The 14,866-nt window shown below is 60.2% G+C and carries 15 protein-coding genes; 8 read left to right on the top strand and 7 right to left on the bottom strand.

Going from position 1 to position 14,866, the window contains the following annotated elements; genetic code table 11:
• Window positions 1-150: 150 nt before the first annotated feature.
• Entirely contained in the window at window positions 151-1,491 is a 1,341-nt protein-coding gene (locus F8N43_RS11620) for a sensor histidine kinase (protein ID WP_150653803.1), read from the top strand.
• Between the two features lie 21 nt (window positions 1,492-1,512).
• On the opposite strand, the gene F8N43_RS11615 is transcribed toward F8N43_RS11620, so the two are convergent.
• On the bottom strand, window positions 1,513-2,079 hold the full coding sequence (locus tag F8N43_RS11615; protein ID WP_150653802.1) for an NAD(P)H nitroreductase: 567 nt from the start codon (window positions 2,077-2,079) through the stop codon (window positions 1,513-1,515).
• A gap of 122 nt (window positions 2,080-2,201) precedes the next feature.
• Here F8N43_RS11615 and F8N43_RS11610 point away from each other — a divergent pair, with 122 nt between their 5' ends.
• Window positions 2,202-3,656, top strand: a complete 1,455-nt coding sequence (locus F8N43_RS11610; RefSeq protein ID WP_150630282.1) for a TrkH family potassium uptake protein — start codon at window positions 2,202-2,204, stop codon at window positions 3,654-3,656.
• On the opposite strand, the gene F8N43_RS11605 is transcribed toward F8N43_RS11610, so the two are convergent.
• Window positions 3,613-4,674 (bottom strand): AraC family transcriptional regulator, encoded by a 1,062-nt coding sequence (locus tag F8N43_RS11605; protein WP_224787820.1) that lies wholly within the window; start codon window positions 4,672-4,674, stop codon window positions 3,613-3,615. The two genes, F8N43_RS11610 and F8N43_RS11605, sit on opposite strands and share 44 nt — an antisense overlap.
• A gap of 160 nt (window positions 4,675-4,834) precedes the next feature.
• Between F8N43_RS11605 and F8N43_RS11600 the strand changes: the two genes are divergently transcribed.
• A complete protein-coding gene (locus F8N43_RS11600; protein ID WP_150630283.1) occupies window positions 4,835-5,146 on the top strand; it encodes a DUF962 domain-containing protein in 312 nt (103 codons plus the stop codon).
• Between the two features lie 29 nt (window positions 5,147-5,175).
• Complete coding sequence (locus tag F8N43_RS11595) at window positions 5,176-5,766, top strand: HD domain-containing protein (protein WP_150630284.1); 591 nt, start codon at window positions 5,176-5,178, stop codon at window positions 5,764-5,766.
• Between the two features lie 142 nt (window positions 5,767-5,908).
• Here the strand turns inward: F8N43_RS11595 and F8N43_RS11590 are convergent, their stop codons facing one another.
• Window positions 5,909-6,724, bottom strand: coding sequence for a UDP-2,3-diacylglucosamine diphosphatase (locus F8N43_RS11590; RefSeq protein WP_150630285.1), 816 nt, complete (start codon window positions 6,722-6,724; stop codon window positions 5,909-5,911).
• Between the two features lie 135 nt (window positions 6,725-6,859).
• Here F8N43_RS11590 and F8N43_RS11585 point away from each other — a divergent pair, with 135 nt between their 5' ends.
• Window positions 6,860-7,618: a helix-turn-helix transcriptional regulator gene (locus F8N43_RS11585; protein ID WP_150630286.1), complete on the top strand. Its 759-nt coding sequence runs from the start codon at window positions 6,860-6,862 to the stop codon at window positions 7,616-7,618.
• Window positions 7,619-7,696: 78 nt separating this feature from the next.
• Window positions 7,697-8,590, top strand: coding sequence for a DMT family transporter (locus tag F8N43_RS11580; protein WP_150653801.1), 894 nt, complete (start codon window positions 7,697-7,699; stop codon window positions 8,588-8,590).
• On the opposite strand, the gene F8N43_RS11575 is transcribed toward F8N43_RS11580, so the two are convergent.
• The 4 genes from F8N43_RS11575 to recQ all read right to left on the bottom strand — a co-directional run bounded on the left by F8N43_RS11575 (window position 8,584) and on the right by recQ (window position 13,481).
• Window positions 8,584-8,871: a SelT/SelW/SelH family protein gene (locus tag F8N43_RS11575; RefSeq protein WP_150630288.1), complete on the bottom strand. Its 288-nt coding sequence runs from the start codon at window positions 8,869-8,871 to the stop codon at window positions 8,584-8,586. The two genes, F8N43_RS11580 and F8N43_RS11575, sit on opposite strands and share 7 nt — an antisense overlap.
• 45 nt (window positions 8,872-8,916) lie before the next feature.
• Window positions 8,917-10,662, bottom strand: coding sequence for a FimV family protein (locus F8N43_RS11570; RefSeq protein WP_150653800.1), 1,746 nt, complete (start codon window positions 10,660-10,662; stop codon window positions 8,917-8,919).
• 127 nt (window positions 10,663-10,789) lie between these two features.
• Window positions 10,790-11,224: a MarR family transcriptional regulator gene (locus F8N43_RS11565; protein WP_150630290.1), complete on the bottom strand. Its 435-nt coding sequence runs from the start codon at window positions 11,222-11,224 to the stop codon at window positions 10,790-10,792.
• A 130-nt stretch (window positions 11,225-11,354) separates the two neighbouring features.
• Window positions 11,355-13,481: a DNA helicase RecQ gene (recQ, locus tag F8N43_RS11560; RefSeq protein WP_150630291.1), complete on the bottom strand. Its 2,127-nt coding sequence runs from the start codon at window positions 13,479-13,481 to the stop codon at window positions 11,355-11,357.
• Between the two features lie 321 nt (window positions 13,482-13,802).
• On the opposite strand from recQ, the gene F8N43_RS11555 reads away from it, so the two are divergent.
• Window positions 13,803-14,390: a YecA family protein gene (locus F8N43_RS11555; protein WP_150653799.1), complete on the top strand. Its 588-nt coding sequence runs from the start codon at window positions 13,803-13,805 to the stop codon at window positions 14,388-14,390.
• 10 nt (window positions 14,391-14,400) lie between these two features.
• On the top strand, window positions 14,401-14,796 hold the full coding sequence (locus F8N43_RS11550; protein ID WP_150630293.1) for a YbaN family protein: 396 nt from the start codon (window positions 14,401-14,403) through the stop codon (window positions 14,794-14,796).
• Window positions 14,797-14,866: the final 70 nt, after the last annotated feature.

The following is a 14,866-nucleotide window of genomic DNA, read 5'->3' as shown; positions in this document are numbered from 1 at the left end:
GAACACCGTTGGGTCCGATACCACTCAATTTAATGTGGGAGCGAGCCTGCTGGCGACAGCGGTGTGTCAGACAGCATGATGTCGTCTGATATACCGCTTTCGCGAGCAGGCTCGCTCCCACATGGAATTCTGTCAGCTTGAGGATTTTCTGTGCGCTCATTGTTCTGGCGTATCCTGGCCAGCTTCTGGCTGGCTATCGCTCTGGTGGCAGGGTTGTCCATTCTGCTCGGGCACATGCTCAACCAGGACGCGTGGATTCTCAGCCGTCACCCGGGCCTCAACACCCTGGCCGAACAGTGGACGCAAACCTACGAAGCACAAGGCGAAGAAGCCGCCCAGGACATTCTGGAACAGCGCAAACGCCAATATCACATCGACGTTCAGGTGCTCAACGAGAGCGGTGATCCGGTCGTCCGCGGCACCTTCCCTCGCCGCGCGGCGGCCTTCGAAGCTCGACAGAACAACGATGACCGGCGCCTGCCGTGGCGCCGTCTGACCGATGAATACACCAGCGCCAAAACCGGCGACACCTACCTGCTGATCTACCGCATTCCGCACCCCGAGCTGGACTCATGGCACCGCGAAAGCCTGCTCTGGCCACTGAGTGCACTGGGGATCGCGCTGGTGGTGCTGACCCTGTTCAGCCTGTTCGTGACCTTGTCCATCACCCGACCACTAAGCCGCCTGCGCGGCGCGGTGCACGATCTTGGGCAAACCACCTATCAACAGAACAGCCTGGTGAAACTGGCCAACCGTCGCGATGAGTTCGGCGTGCTCGCCAACGATTTCAACCGCATGGGCTCACGCCTGCAAAGTTTGATCGGCAGTCAGCGCCAATTGTTGCGCGATGTGTCCCACGAGTTGCGCTCCCCTCTCGCCCGGCTACGCATAGCGCTGGCACTGGCCGAACGGGCCAACCCTGAGGAACGGGAAAAACTCTGGCCGCGCCTGACCCGCGAATGCGACCGACTGGAAGCGCTGATCAGCGAAATCCTGGTACTGGCGCGGGTCGATGCCGACAACGCCAGCGCGGAAGACGTTGATCTGAATGCGCTGCTCAACACCCTGCAAAAGGATGCACAACTGGGTTCACCGGAGCAGAACGTTCGCCTTGACGCAGAACCGCAGCTGAATCTCAAAGGCTGGCCGACCATGATCGAGCGTGCCCTGGACAACTTGCTGCGCAACGCCCAGCGCTTCAACCCGGTAGGGCAATCGATTGAAATGCAGGCGGTGCGTCAGGGTGAGCGGATTGTGGTGAGTGTGCGCGACCATGGGCCCGGCGTGGATGCCGAGCATTTGAGTCAGTTGGGGGAGCCGTTTTATCGGGCGCCGGGGCAGACGGCGGCCGGGCACGGTTTGGGATTGGCCATTGCACGCAGGGCGGCGGAGCGGCATGGCGGGAGTCTGGTGCTGGCCAATCATCCGGATGGCGGGTTCATCGCCAGCCTGGAGTTACCCTTGGTGCCCGGAGCCGTGGTCCAACCGTGACCCCCTGTGGGAGCGGCGGTGTCAGGACTTACCGGACCAGGCGCTGACGAATTCGGCGAGATCGACTTTCTCCGCCACCCGCGGTTCTTTCTGTGGCGTGCCCAGGTACAGGAACGCAATCACCTCTTCCCCTTCAGCCAAACCCAACCCTTGGGCCACATGTGCCGAATACGCCAGATCACCGGTGCGCCACACTGCGCCAATCCCTTGCGCATACGCCGCCAGCAAAATCCCGTGCGCCGCACAACCCGCCGCCAGCAACTGTTCGGCCTTCGGGTATTTGACGTGATCCTGCAACCGCGCGATCACCACGACCACCAGCGGTGCACGCAGCGGACCATTGCGCGCCTTGTCCAGCGCCGCTTCGGACACGTCGCTGTCTTGCAGTTTCGCGGCTTCGGCCAGCAACTCACCCATCTGCTCACGCGCTGCGCCTTCGACTGTCAGGAAGCGCCAAGGCTGCAAGTGGCCGTGGTCCGGCGCACGCATTGCGGCGTTGAACAGCACTTCGCGCTGCTCGGCGGTGGGGGCCGGGTCGACCAGTCGTGGAACGGAAACACGGTTGAGCAAAGCGTCGAGAGCCTGCATCGGCCACCTCCTGAAAAAAATGTCTGGCTATTCTAGCTGCAAGTGCCACGGGGATGCCGGTTTACATGCCCTGCCCCACGGGTAGAATGGCGCCCTTCCTACTTTCAGCCCGAGCGGACTTCATGGCGTTGCCGACCTTACGTCTCATTGGTTTCATCATCGGCCTCTTCCTGATCACGCTGGCTATCGCCATGGTCGTGCCCATGGCCACACTGGTGATTTTCGAACGCACCGGCGACCTGCCGTCGTTCCTCTGGGCCAGCATGATCACCTTTGTCGCCGGTCTGGCGCTGGTGATCCCAGGTCGCCCCGAGCACGTGCACCTGCGCCCGCGGGACATGTACCTGTTGACCGTCAGTAGCTGGCTGGTGGTGTGCATATTTGCGGCGCTGCCATTCCTGTTGACCCAGCACATCAGCTACACCGACTCATTCTTCGAAAGCATGTCCGGCATCACCGCCACCGGCTCAACGGTACTCAATCATCTCGATGACATGTCCCCCGGCATCCTGATGTGGCGCTCATTGCTGCACTGGATCGGCGGCATCGGCTTTATCGGCATGGCCGTCGCGATTTTGCCACTGCTGCGCATCGGCGGCATGCGGCTGTTTCAGACCGAGTCGTCGGACCGTTCCGAAAAAGTCATGCCCCGTTCGCACATGGTGGCGCGTTTGATCGTAGCGGCCTACGTCGGCATCACCATTTTCGGCAGCCTGGCGTTCTGGTGGGCCGGGATGAGTCCGTTCGATGCGATCAACCACGCGATGTCGGCGATTTCCACCGGCGGTTTCTCCACCTCCGATCAGTCACTGGCCAAGTGGACGCAACCGGCGGTGCACTGGGTAGCGATCGTGATCATGATTCTCGGCAGCCTGCCGTTCACCCTGTACGTGGCGACCTTGCGCGGTAACCGCCGGGCGCTGATCAAGGATCAGCAAGTGCAAGGCTTGCTCGGCATGCTGCTGGTGACGTGGCTGGTGCTGGGCACCTGGTACTGGTGGACCACCCAGCTGCATTGGCTGGAAGCGTTGCGGCATGTGGCGCTGAACGTGACGTCGGTGGTGACGACCACCGGTTTCGCACTCGGGGACTACAGCCTGTGGGGTAATTTCTCGCTGATGCTGTTCTTTTATCTGGGTTTCGTCGGCGGTTGCTCGGGATCGACCGCAGGGGGGATCAAGATTTTTCGTTTCCAGGTCGCCTACATTCTGCTCAAGGCCAACCTTAACCAGTTGATTCACCCGCGCGCGGTGATCAAGCAGAAGTACAACGGTCACCGCCTCGACGAAGAGATCGTGCGTTCGATCCTGACCTTTTCGTTCTTCTTCGCCATCACCATCTGCGTGATCGCACTGTTGCTGTCGCTGCTCGGTGTGGACTGGATGACGGCGCTGACGGGGGCAGCCAGTACCGTGTCCGGCGTCGGTCCGGGGCTGGGCGAAACCATCGGCCCGGCGGGCAACTTCGCCACCCTGCCGGACGCCGCCAAGTGGATTCTGTCGTTCGGCATGCTGCTCGGCCGACTGGAGATCATTACGGTGTTTGTTCTGTGTATTCCGGCGTTCTGGCGTCACTGACCTCGTTCGGCGCCTCCATCAGCCGCGCCCGGTATTCGCCGGGTGTGGCATCGAACCAGCGTCGGAAGGCACGGAAGAAGTTACTTGGATCAGCGAACCCCAACAGGTAGGCAATTTCCAGCAGGGTCATGCTCGGTTGCGCCAGATACTGCTCGGCCAACTCGCGTCGGGTGTCATCGAGCAGCGTCTGAAAACTCGTGCCCTCTTCCTGCAAGCGCCGCTGCAACGTCCGTTGCGACAAATGCAGCGTCTGCGCCACGGTATCGCGCTTGGGCTCGCCCTGGGGCAGTAAACGGCACAACACCTGACGCGCCTTGTGGGTCACGCGGCTTTCGGAAAACCGCGCCAGGTATTCCCCGGCAAAACGGTCATGCAGCAGCGCCATGGCCTCGTTGGCGGTCGGCAGCGGTGCTTCCATGTCGGCGCGCTCGAAAATCAGTGCGTCATAAGGCGCGTTGAACACCAGCGGGGCATGGAAGGCTTGTTTGTACGGTTCGAGATCGGCGGGCTGTTCGCCCTGAACCAGCACCTTGCGCGGTTGCAGGGTGCGCCCGGTCAGCCAGCCGCACAGCGCCAGCGCACAGGCCAGTGACGCTTCGGCACTTTGTCGGGTCGGCGGCAGGTGGTCGCCGTGGACCGTCAGAATCAGTGCATACCCCTCATCCAGCAGGCGAAAACTCAGGTCAGCACTTTCGGCGATGATCCGCTGATAACGCACCAGCCGCTGAAAGCCTTCGGCCAGGGTCTGACTGGACATCAAGGCATACCCGGCCACATGGAAGGACGCCGGTCGCACCACCTTGCCCATGTTCAGGCCAATTGCCGGGTTGCCGGACAGCTCGACCGCGCGCTGCCACAGTCGTGTCATGGAATCTTGCGGGAAGCGCGCATCAGGATCGTCCAGTGACGCGTAGTCGAGCCCCAGCTGCTTGAACAGAACCCGGCAATCCAGGCCGTCCATCTCCAGTGCTTTGACAATCCCCATCGCCCAGCTTGCAGAAGTCGTTCGTTCGCTCATGGCGTTTACTTACATGGTGAGCCGCATGCTACGGCCAATTTCCGAAGGATACTAAAGTGGCGCCCAATGTCACTGGCTGATGCCAATGATCACTCTAGACTCAAATAAGCTACCCGCAGAACAACTTGCAGTCAGAACAATAACCACAGAGATCGCAGTCGTGGAAAACATCAAGCGTTTCAACAGCTTCACTGAGTTTTACCCGTATTACCTCAGTGAGCACAGCAACAGTACCTGCCGACGATTGCACTTTATCGGCACGACACTGGTGATTTTCATTCTGGCCCTGACCATTGGCAAAGGGGCCTGGCTATGGCTGCTGGCCTTACCGCTGGCAGGCTACAGCTTCGCCTGGGTCGGGCATTTCTTTTTTGAAAAGAATCGTCCTGCCACCTTTCAACATCCGTTCTACAGCCTGCTCGGCGATTTCGTGATGTACCGCGACATGATTCTGGGTCGCGTGCCTTTCTAGGCGCAGCCAACAAAAAGAGAGACTAGCCGATGAATGCCAACGCCCGTTTCACCCACATGCAGGACGGCACGCAAGAAGACTGGGCGATCATCGCCGCTGACTTCAGTGCCTACGCAAGACAATTACCGACACGGATTGTGGCGCACCTGAAACTGTTGGAGGGTGATTTTGGCGGTTTCCCGGTGGATCGTCTGACCCACTCCCTGCAAACCGCCAGCCGCGCCTGGCGCGATGGCCGCGACGAAGAGTACGTGGTGTGCGCCCTGCTTCACGACATCGGTGACACGTTGGGCTCCTACAACCACCCGGACATCGCGGCGGCGATCCTCAAGCCGTTCGTCAGCGCCGAGAATCTGTGGATGGTGGAGAAACACGGGATTTTCCAGGGTTACTACTTTTTCCATCACTTGGGGATGGACCGGCATTTACGCGAGCAATTCAGTGGGCATCCGCAGTATCAGGCGACCATCGAATTTTGCGCGAAGTATGATGCGGCAGCGTTTGATCCGGCTTACGAGACGTTACCGCTGAGCTTCTTTGAGCCGATGATGGAGCGGTTGTTTGCTCATCCCAAGCATTCAATTTACACAGCGGCGATGGAGGCGCACGCGCCGGCCTGATGAATCAGGGGTGTCTGGTCTGACCTCATCGCGGGCAAGCCCGCTCCCACAGTAATTGGGGTGAACCCAAAATCTGTGAACGCCCGAGAATCCTGTGGGAGCGGGCTTGCCCGCGATCAGGCCAGCGCCGACACGCTGACTTTCAAGCCGGCTCCGCGATTTTAACGGCTTTCAACTCCGCCTCCCGCGCCTGGGCATCCGCCAACCGGTACAACTCGATCGAACCATCCCAATGCTCGATCAGCGCCGTGCACGATTCCACCCAATCCCCGCAATTGAGGTAATCCACCCCGCCGACCTTGCGAATCTCGGCATGGTGAATGTGCCCGCACACCACGCCATGCAATTCGCGTTTGACGCATTCGTGGGCGATGGCTTCTTCAAAATCGCTGATGAAACTGACTGCGGTTTTCACTTTGTGCTTGAGGTACGCCGACAAGGACCAGTAGCCGTAGCCATACCGGGCGCGCCAATGGTTGAGCCAGCGGTTGAGGGTCAGGGTGAATTCATAGGCCGAGTCGCCGAGAAAGGCCAGCCAGCGGTGATAGCGGGTGATCACGTCGAACTGATCGCCGTGGATCACCAGCAAATGACGGCCGTCGGCGGTCACGTGCACCGCTTCATCCACCAATTGAATATTGCCCAGAATCAGCTTCGAGTAACGGCGCAGGAATTCGTCGTGATTGCCCGTGACATAAATCACCTCAGTGCCGCGCTTGCTCATGGTCAACAGGCGACGGATGACGTTGGTGTGGGCCTGAGGCCAGTACATGCCGCCACGCAGTTTCCAGCCATCGATGATGTCGCCGACCAGGTAGATCTTGTCCGCGTGGTAGCCCTTGAGGAACTGCGACAAGTGCTCGGCCTGGCAATCCCGGGTGCCCAGATGCACATCGGAAATCCACAAGGTCCGCACACGTTGCTTACGACTGGGTTTGGCGAGCTCGGCGCTGGTCATGGGCAACCCTCTGCGATTGTTTTTGCAAGCTTGCGCCGGTCGGGTTAATTGCCCATGACAGTCACAAGTCAGTCCTGTGACAGCGCACGTGAGCCCTCGCGGTGTAGACTGGCGGCCTTAATCGGGAGACCTGCGATGAGACCGATCCTCACGCTGCGCCAATACACTCACGACCTGATCGTCCACAGTCACGACCACGCGCAACTGGTGTTCGGGCTCTCGGGCGCGCTGGATTTCGAGGTCGACGGGCATGGCAGTCAGGTGGTTCAGCAGAGTTTCGTCGTGGTCCCGTCCGGGTTCCATCATGCGTGCGGCAGCCCCAATGGCAGCCGCTGCCTGGTGCTGGACGTACCGAGCGATCAATGGGTGGCGCAATCCCTTGGCGAGCACGCCGATGCCAGCCGTCGCTTGCTCGACAACGCCGGGCGCCTGCCGCTGGATGCCGGGCAAAGCCAATTGGTCAGTTGGCTGGCGGGCAGTCAGGTCAGCGACCCGCTGATCGCCCAACAAGGCGCGGTGCTGTTGCTGGCCAGCCTCAACAACGCCAAAACCGGAGTGCCGGGCGGCCGGCGTCTGCCGTACGCCGCATTGAATTCGCACATCGATCAATACGCGGCCTACCCGCTGCAGGTGGCCGATCTGGCGCGCATTGCCGGGCTGTCCAGCGCTCGGCTGCATGCGCGGTTTGTCGCTGAATGCGGGCAGACGCCGATGGACTACATTCGCAGTCGTCGTTTGCACAGGGCCGTGGCCATGTTGCGCGATTCGACGTTGCCCATAGGCGAAATTGCCAGCCGGGTCGGCTACAGCTCTCAAAGTGCATTTTCAGCGGCAGTGTTGCGGGAGTTCGGCGTCTCGCCCGGCAAATTGCGGCGCGAGGCTGGCGACAAATGATGCGAGTCTGGCGACAGACAGGCGTGCCGCCAGCGCTCTAGACTGCACCTCTGTCGGTTGTGTTTATTAAGGATCGCAATGACTCCCCGTACCGCCCTGGGCGCACTGCATATCGGCGCATTGATGTTTGGCCTGACCGGTGTGTTCGGCAAACTGGCCGCCGCCTCCCCCGCCGTTATCGTCTTCGGTCGTGCAGCCTTTGCCGTGCTCGCCCTGGCCATTTTCGCGCGGTTTGCCAGCCACACCCGCTGGCAAAAACTCGACGCCGTGGACTGGCGCCGATTGCTGCTCAGCGGTTTGCTGCTGGCCGGGCACTGGGTGAGTTTCTTCATTGCGGTAAAAGTGGCGGGCGTGGCGATCGCAACCCTCGGTTTCGCCAGTTTCCCCGCGTTCACCGTGATCCTGGAAGGGTTGATTTTCCGCGAGCGCATTCGCGCCAATGAAATCCTGCTGGTGGTGCTGGTGAGTATCGGGCTGGTGCTGGTCACGCCTGACTTCGATCTGGCCAGCGGCGCCACTACCGGCCTGTTGTGGGCGATAGGTTCCGGTCTGCTGTTCGCTTTGCTGTCACTGACCAACCGCGCCAGTTCCGGGCGAATTCCGCCGGTGCAGGCTGCGTTGTGTCAGAACGTGGTGGTCGCGCTGTGTTTGCTACCGGTGGCGGCACCGCAACTGAGCGAAGTACGCACCATCGATTGGCTGTGGATCGGCCTGCTGGGAATATTCTGCACCGGCGTCGCTCACAGTCTGTTCGTCGCCAGCCTCGCGGTGATCAAGGCGCGGACCGCTGCGGTGGTGTTCGCCCTGGAGCCGGTGTATGGCATCACCATGGCCTGGCTGCTGTTCGATGAAAACCCGACGCTGCGCATGCTGATCGGCGGCGTGTTGATCATCGTCGCAATTGTTGTGTCCAGCAGGCTCTCTGGCGGTTCAAGCAAGAAGACCGTGGCGGTCGAAGCGGCGTCTCACTGAATGCGGTCGTTGTGCCCGAGGTCGCGGTCCGGATCAATCTGATCGCGGACCCGCTGCTTGAGCACCTTGGCCTCAGGGAAACCGCCGTCCGCCTTGCGCTCCCAGATCTGCACATCGTCACAGACAATATGAAAAATCCCACCGGTGCCAGGCACCAGCGACACCTTGCCCAAATCGTCGCCAAAGGTACTGAGCAGTTCTTGCGCCAACCAGGCTGCACGCAACAGCCATTGGCATTGCGTGCAATAAGTGATGACGATTTCCGGTTTATGCGCGGTCATGACGGGCGAAACTCCTGAGCCAAGGGGCAGCGCCATGATAGAGCGTCAGCGGATACCGGCCAACAAAGTCCGAGCAGTCTGTTTGAGTGGCTCATCACCGTCCTTGAGCAACTCGTTGAGCAGTTCTATCGCGCTGTCGAGATCGCCGTCATCGATGCAGGTCTGGGCCTGTTCGAGCTTGCCGGCGCTGTTCAGCCCAGCGTGCTCCTGACCCAATGGCTCAAGCTCCAGTAACTCGCCGGCCTCGCTGAATGCGTTAAGAAAATCATCGTCCAGCGCCTGTGAATCAGGTTCGGCGCCCCATTCCAGCTCGGACTCGTCGAGCGTCGGCTCTTCAGGCATCTCGTACACATCGGGCAAAACGTGCAGGTTCGAGGTGAACGCCGGTTCTGCCGGCTTGAGAGGTTCGTCCAAAGGTTTAGCAGGGTCGAAGGGGCTGACCAGGTCCCAATTGGAATCCATCGACAGGTCATCCAGATTCAACTGAAATTCATCAGCGGACGCACCCTCGGATGTCATCGGATGGGTAACCGGCGCAGCCACTGCAGGCGCCACACTGTTCAATTTGGGAAAGCGGGCACGAATATCCTGAAGTGATTGAGGGTCGAACCCTGCGTCTCGCAGACTGCTTTCCTGTGCGTCATAGGCTGACACATCCCCCTGTTTACCGAGGACTTCCAGCAGTTGCACCGCCAGATCCGTGCGCTGTGGTTCCTTGGCCAAGGCTTCTCGCAACAATGCCGCTGCTTCGGAAAAACGGCCATACGCCAAGTAGATGCCTACGCCCTCCAGCACATCGCCAGACGGCGTCTCTTCGTGATGGACGGGAGCGACCTTCACAGTCGGCGCTGCGGCTCGATCAAGCACGGGCTCATGTTGCAACGGTAAAACCGGGGAATCTTCGGGCACTGCCTGAACCTGCTGTCGTTGCCGACGAACAAACAACCCCGACAACAGCAACGCCAGCAGCGCCAGCAACCCGATAATCAGCGGCCAGTTGAATGCCTCGGGCTCTTGCACCGCGACAGGGGCGGGCACCACTGTTTGCGGCGTGACCGGCGGCGCTTGTTGAACCTCCGCCAAACGGGTTTGCAGTTCGGTAATCTGTTTTTTCTGACCGGCGATCTGTTCGTCCTGAGCCTGCAGCTTTGCATTCAACTCATCGGCGGTTTTTTGCAATTGCTGATTTTGCAGCACGCTGGCGGCCAGTTGTTCTGCGCCGGGATCAATCACCGGTACAGCGGCCGGTGGCTCAACTTTCGGCTGGGCCGCTTTTTTCGTCGCGGGTCGAGGCGCAGCGGCAGGTGTAACGCTCGGGAATGGAGAGTTCGGTGAGCTGGCGGACGGTTCGTCAGTGACCGGAACAACCCCGGGCGCTCCCGGAGGATCGATCAGTACGGTGTACTCGCGCAGCACACGACCGTTCGGCTGATTAAGCTGCACCAGAAAATTCAGGAAGGGTTCGTTGACCGCTTTGTTGGAGCTCACCCGGATCAGGCTGCGGTTACCCCGCAGGATCGGCGTGAATTTCAGATCATTGAGAAAGAATACCCGCTCGACACCCGCACGGCTGAACTCGTCTGCCGTCGCCAGGCTGACGGACAGCTCGCCCTCCTCAAGACCGGCGGCATCCACCAGCGCGATGTCGGCACGCAACGGTTGATTGAGCGCCGAATGCAGGGTGATCTCCCCCAGGCCCAGCGCTGGCGCCAATGCCGAGTAGGTGACAGCCCCACCGGCCAGCAGCAGCCTGGCGCAACACCGCAATACAACGTGCCAACTCTCGAGCATGAGCATCCCTTAAATAACCAGACCAACCAGTGCGTGTTCGCACATCCGGTACGAACACGATATTGCCTAGTAGTTCTTTATAGTCTGCCCAACGGGGTATCTCAAAAAGCCGGCGCCTGCTTATGCCTCAAGATTTTTCCAGGTTGGCCAGAATGTGCCCATGAACCCGCATGCAGACCTTCAAATCCGCCTCATCGACACCATCGAACAGCTCGTGGCGCAGTTGTGTGGCAATGGTTTCAATTTGTTCGATCAGGGGACGGGCCGGTGCACAGAGGACGATTTTTTTCGCCCGGCGGTCTTCCAGTACTGCCTGGCGCTGAACCAGGCCCTGGCTTTCCAGGCTGTCGAGCAACCGTGCCAGGGTAGGCCCTTCGACGCCGACGCTTTGCGCCAGTTCACGTTGGGTCGGTGCGTCGTCGAAACGAGCGAGGTGCAGCAGTACCAGCCAGCGCGCCTGAGACAAACCCAGTCCGGCGAGACGACGGTCCAGTTCGGCACGCCAGCCGCGCGACATCTGCGCCAGTTGCATGCCAAAGCGGTGTTGATCGGTTAACGGCATAAAACACTCATGGTTAGACTGAAATAGAGAAAAACTAATTATTAGTCAGCTAAGCATGGCCCTTGGCTAGAGGCAAGGCTTGCTCTGTACTGAATCGTTACATCAATACAACCGTTTCAGGATTTGAGCTTCAGACCTCGAATTCCGATTGCAACGCGGCACGTACGCAATACAAAACTCCTTCCGGCACACGACCGGCGAACAGCGCAGCAATCTCCGCCACGGGCGGTAATTCACCCTCGCCGTCGAGGAACGCGTCCTGCACTTCCCCCATCAAGTCTTCGGGCAGATCCAGCGCCTGTTCCAGTGACAACTGCTGCTTGCCAATAGCCTCGGCGAGCATGGTGTAGACATTCTTTTCCGAACATTGCAGCTGACCGGCGATTTGCAGCGGTGTCATGCCGGCCCGCGCGAGCGTGATTAATTCATGGCGCACGTCGGCCACCACTTTTGGCGCCTCGACCTGACCTCCAAGGACTTCGAGGAAGGCCTCGCCGTAACGCTCCAGTTTGCGCGCACCGACGCCGCTGACCGTGGCCATTTCCGACAGCGAGGTCGGCTGGCTGCGGAGCATTTCCAGCAAGGTCGAGTCGGGGAAGATGACATACGGCGGCACCCCATGTTCTTCGGCGAGCTTGCGGCGCAGGGCGCGCAAGGCTTCCCACTGTTCGCGCTCTTCGCCGCGAACCAGTTGGCTTGCCTGGCTCTTGCTGCTTTTCGCGGTGGTTTGCGGTTTGAGGTCGCGGCGCAATTCCAGGGTCACTTCGCCCTTGAGCAGCGGCCGGCAAGTGTCACTCAGACGCAGGCCGCCATAGCCTTCGAGATCGATGTCGGCCAGACCACGGGCTACCAGTTGCCGGAACAGGGAGCGCCACTCGCTCTCCCCCATCGCTTTGCCGACACCGTATACCGACAGATGCTGATGACCGAAGCTACGGACTTTTTCGTTGTCCTTGCCCAGCAACACATCCACCAAATGCCCGACGCCGTAACGCTGGCCGGTGCGATAAATCGCCGAGAGCGCCTGACGGGCCGGCTCGGTAGCGTCCCAGGTTTGCACGCCATCAACGCAGTTGTCGCAATGGCCGCACGGCTCAGGCATGTCTTCGTCGAAGTACGCCAGCAGCGTTTGACGACGGCAGCGGGTTTCTTCGCAGAGCGAGAGCATCGCGTCGAGCTTGTGCTGTTCCAGACGCTTGTGGCGCTCGTCACCTTCGGAGTTCTGCAGCATCTGCTTGAGCATCACCACGTCTTGAAGGCCGTAGGCCATCCAGGCGTCCGCCGGCAGGCCGTCACGACCGCCGCGACCGGTTTCTTGGTAGTAAGCTTCAAGGGATTTCGGCAGATCGAGGTGAGCGACGAAGCGCACGTTGGGTTTATCGATGCCCATGCCGAATGCCACGGTGGCGACCATGATCAGGCCTTCCTCGTTGAGGAAGCGCTTCTGGTGGTGGGCTCGGGTTTCGTTGGCCAGCCCGGCGTGGTACGGCAGTGCCGGGAACCCCTGCTCGCTGAGGAACACCGCCACTTCGTCGACTTTCTTGCGCGACAGGCAATAGACGATGCCGGCATCGCTACGCCGTTCCGCGAGGAACGCCAACAACTGCTTGCGTGGCTGCTCCTTGGGCACGATGCGATAAAAAATATTAGGGCGGTCGAAACTGGAGAGGAAGCGCTCGGCATCCTGCAAGTGCAAACGATCGACGATTTCTTCGCGAGTACGCTTGTCCGCCGTCGCGGTCAGGGCAATGCGCGGAACATTGGGAAACAGTTCCGCCAACTGGCCCAGTTGCAGGTACTCACGGCGGAAGTCGTGGCCCCATTGGGACACGCAGTGGGCTTCGTCGATGGCGAACAGGGCAATTTCAAGGCTTTGCAGGAAGGCCAGCATGCGTGGCTGGACCAGACGTTCCGGCGCGAGATAGAGCATCTTCACTTCGCCGCGCTTGATCCGTGCGGCGAGATCGCGCTGCTGTTCGGCGCTCAGCGTGGAGTTCAACGCAGCGGCAGCGACGCCCAGTTCTTCGAGGGTCGCGACCTGGTCGTCCATCAGCGCGATCAGCGGCGACACCACCACCGCCAGCCCTTCGCGCAACAGCGCCGGCACCTGGAAGCACAGGGATTTGCCGCCACCGGTAGGCATCAGCACCAGGGCGTCGCCGCCACTGGCCACGCGCTCAATGATTGCACCCTGACGGCCACGGAAACTGTCGTAGCCGAAGATGTCCTTGAGGACGCGTTGAGCCTGTTCGAGCATAAAAACTCCAAAAATCACCGAAACATCCCTGCAAGGCTGGTTCAGAACCACGCAGTCTGCACCGACAAATCGTAAGTGCGCATTGCATGACGCTTCACATTTGAGCCGCGACGCAGCAGGGCATCACAAAACGCGGGAGTATACCCGAGGCCTCCCTTCCAAAGGGCGCCGCTGAGAAGACGCACAAAATCCAATATGGCGCAGAACCTGTGGGAGCGGTGTTCCGAGAGGTCAAGGGGGGCAAATATGCCGCGCGGCTGGCCTGAGTGCTCAAGAAGGCCTAGAATTCCCGCATCTGTTAATTCCCAAGGTAGCCCTTTAATGTCCTTCGCTGAGCAACTAACCCGCCTGCAAGTTTTCCTCGACGCCGATGAACTGCATGACGAGGCGCTGGACTACGTGGCCGCCCACGGCTACCTCACCGCGCTATCGATCTGTTCCGAACCCGTTCCTGACCGTGAGTGGATCGACGCCCTCTTCGCCGAAGAGCCGCATTACGCCGATGACACCGAGCGTGAAGCGATCGAATCCACACTGCTGGCCCTCAAGGCTCATATCGCCCGCCAACTGGCGTCCGATGAGGAGTTCGAGCTGCCGTGCGATCTGGACCTTGGCGACGATCCGGACGATTCCGACCTGCGTGGCTGGTGCATCGGTTTCATGGAAGGCGTATTCCTGCGCGAAGCGGCCTGGTTCGAAACCGCCGAAGATGAAGTCAGTGAAATGCTGCTGCCGATCATGGTCGGTTCGGGTCTGTTCGACGAGCAGCCCGAGTTCTCCGACATCGCAGCCGACGCCAACCTGATGGACGACATGATCGTGCAGATCCCGGAAGCCCTGACAGCGTTGTACCTGCTGTGCAACGCGCCAGACGAAAAACCGGCGATCCTCAAGCCACGTCACCACTAAGGTTTTGCCTATGGACAACCCCATAGGCAACCGCTCCCTGATGTTGCGTTACGTGCTGCTGGCCATCGGCTGGCTGAGCGTGGCGCTGGGGGTGATCGGGATTTTCCTGCCAGTATTGCCCACCACACCTTTCCTGCTGCTGGCGGCCGCCTGCTTCGCCCGCAGCTCGCCGCGCTTTTACAACTGGCTGGTGGAGCACCCCCGGCTGGGTCCGTGGATTCGCGACTACCTCGACGGCAACGGTATTCCGCTCAAGGGCAAGGTCTACGCCATTGGTCTGATGTGGGTCAGCATTCTGTTGTCTTGCTACCTGGTGCCTTTGCCGTGGGCACGCGGATTCATGCTGACCAGTGCCGTGCTGGTGACGATTTACATCCTCAAACAGAAAACCCTGCATCGATCCTGAGCTTTGGCTCATAACAAAAAACCCGCCATCCTTTACACAGGGATGGCGGTTTTTTTTGTTTAAGGTTTCA

Origin of the sequence: Pseudomonas fluorescens (assembly GCF_902498065.1) — a bacterium.
Lineage (GTDB): Bacteria > Pseudomonadota > Gammaproteobacteria > Pseudomonadales > Pseudomonadaceae > Aquipseudomonas > Aquipseudomonas fluorescens_BJ.
This window is presented reverse-complemented; position numbering and strand designations above follow the sequence as displayed.

Bases quoted from the DNA above. Each gene is read 5' to 3' on its own strand.
- F8N43_RS11615 (WP_150653802.1), bottom strand. From the start codon at position 2,079: ATGCAGGCTCTCGACGCTTTGCTCAACCGTGTTTCCGTTCCACGACTG.
- F8N43_RS11610 (WP_150630282.1), top strand. From the start codon at position 2,202: ATGGCGTTGCCGACCTTACGTCTCATTGGTTTCATCATCGGCCTCTTC.
- F8N43_RS11605 (WP_224787820.1), bottom strand. From the start codon at position 4,674: ATGAGCGAACGAACGACTTCTGCAAGCTGGGCGATGGGGATTGTCAAA.
- F8N43_RS11595 (WP_150630284.1), top strand. From the start codon at position 5,176: ATGAATGCCAACGCCCGTTTCACCCACATGCAGGACGGCACGCAAGAA.
- F8N43_RS11590 (WP_150630285.1), bottom strand. From the start codon at position 6,724: ATGACCAGCGCCGAGCTCGCCAAACCCAGTCGTAAGCAACGTGTGCGG.
- F8N43_RS11585 (WP_150630286.1), top strand. From the start codon at position 6,860: ATGAGACCGATCCTCACGCTGCGCCAATACACTCACGACCTGATCGTC.
- F8N43_RS11580 (WP_150653801.1), top strand. From the start codon at position 7,697: ATGACTCCCCGTACCGCCCTGGGCGCACTGCATATCGGCGCATTGATG.
- F8N43_RS11575 (WP_150630288.1), bottom strand. From the start codon at position 8,871: ATGACCGCGCATAAACCGGAAATCGTCATCACTTATTGCACGCAATGC.
- F8N43_RS11570 (WP_150653800.1), bottom strand. From the start codon at position 10,662: ATGCTCGAGAGTTGGCACGTTGTATTGCGGTGTTGCGCCAGGCTGCTG.
- F8N43_RS11565 (WP_150630290.1), bottom strand. From the start codon at position 11,224: ATGCCGTTAACCGATCAACACCGCTTTGGCATGCAACTGGCGCAGATG.
- recQ (WP_150630291.1), bottom strand. From the start codon at position 13,481: ATGCTCGAACAGGCTCAACGCGTCCTCAAGGACATCTTCGGCTACGAC.
- F8N43_RS11555 (WP_150653799.1), top strand. From the start codon at position 13,803: ATGTCCTTCGCTGAGCAACTAACCCGCCTGCAAGTTTTCCTCGACGCC.
- F8N43_RS11550 (WP_150630293.1), top strand. From the start codon at position 14,401: ATGGACAACCCCATAGGCAACCGCTCCCTGATGTTGCGTTACGTGCTG.